1 protein-coding gene is annotated in these 432 nt (G+C 68.1%); it reads left to right on the top strand.

What is annotated here, in order from left to right:
* The coding region (locus ACLD7X_RS19120; RefSeq protein WP_411425258.1) for a hypothetical protein at positions 1-196 on the top strand (196 nt) is incomplete at its 5' end.
* Positions 197-432: the final 236 nt, after the last annotated feature.

The raw sequence follows: 432 nt of genomic DNA, 5'->3' as shown, positions 1-432 counted from the left end.
GATCCGTGACGAGGCCGGGCGGACGGCAAGCTGGGAAGCCGGCTTCGAGATGTGCGAGAAGGCGCCGGCGCTGCTGAACCGGCCCTTGGCCTTCACCTGGTCGCTGGCGAACATCCTGCACCCGGATTGCCAGGGCAACATGGATTGCGGCCGTTCGCTGCGGCTGATGATCGTCACCGGGATGCGCCCGCGCTGATCCCCGGCCCGTCACCGGCGCGCTGCCGTCATTGGCGAGGTGAATGACGGCGATCCGGCGCCCCAGGCTGCAACTGCGCCTCGCCGCGCCTATCTGGTGAGCCGACAGCAGGGCAGGGGGGAACCCCGCCGCAAGGAGTATCCAGGATGATCGATGTCCGCCCCTTCGCCACCCTCGGTGGCGCCGACCATGGCTGGCTGAAGGCGAAGCACCACTTCTCCTTCGCCAATTACCAC

It is taken from the genome of Aphanothece microscopica RSMan92 (assembly GCF_046613545.2).
Lineage (GTDB): Bacteria > Cyanobacteriota > Cyanobacteriia > PCC-6307 > Cyanobiaceae > NIES-981.
This window is presented reverse-complemented; position numbering and strand designations above follow the sequence as displayed.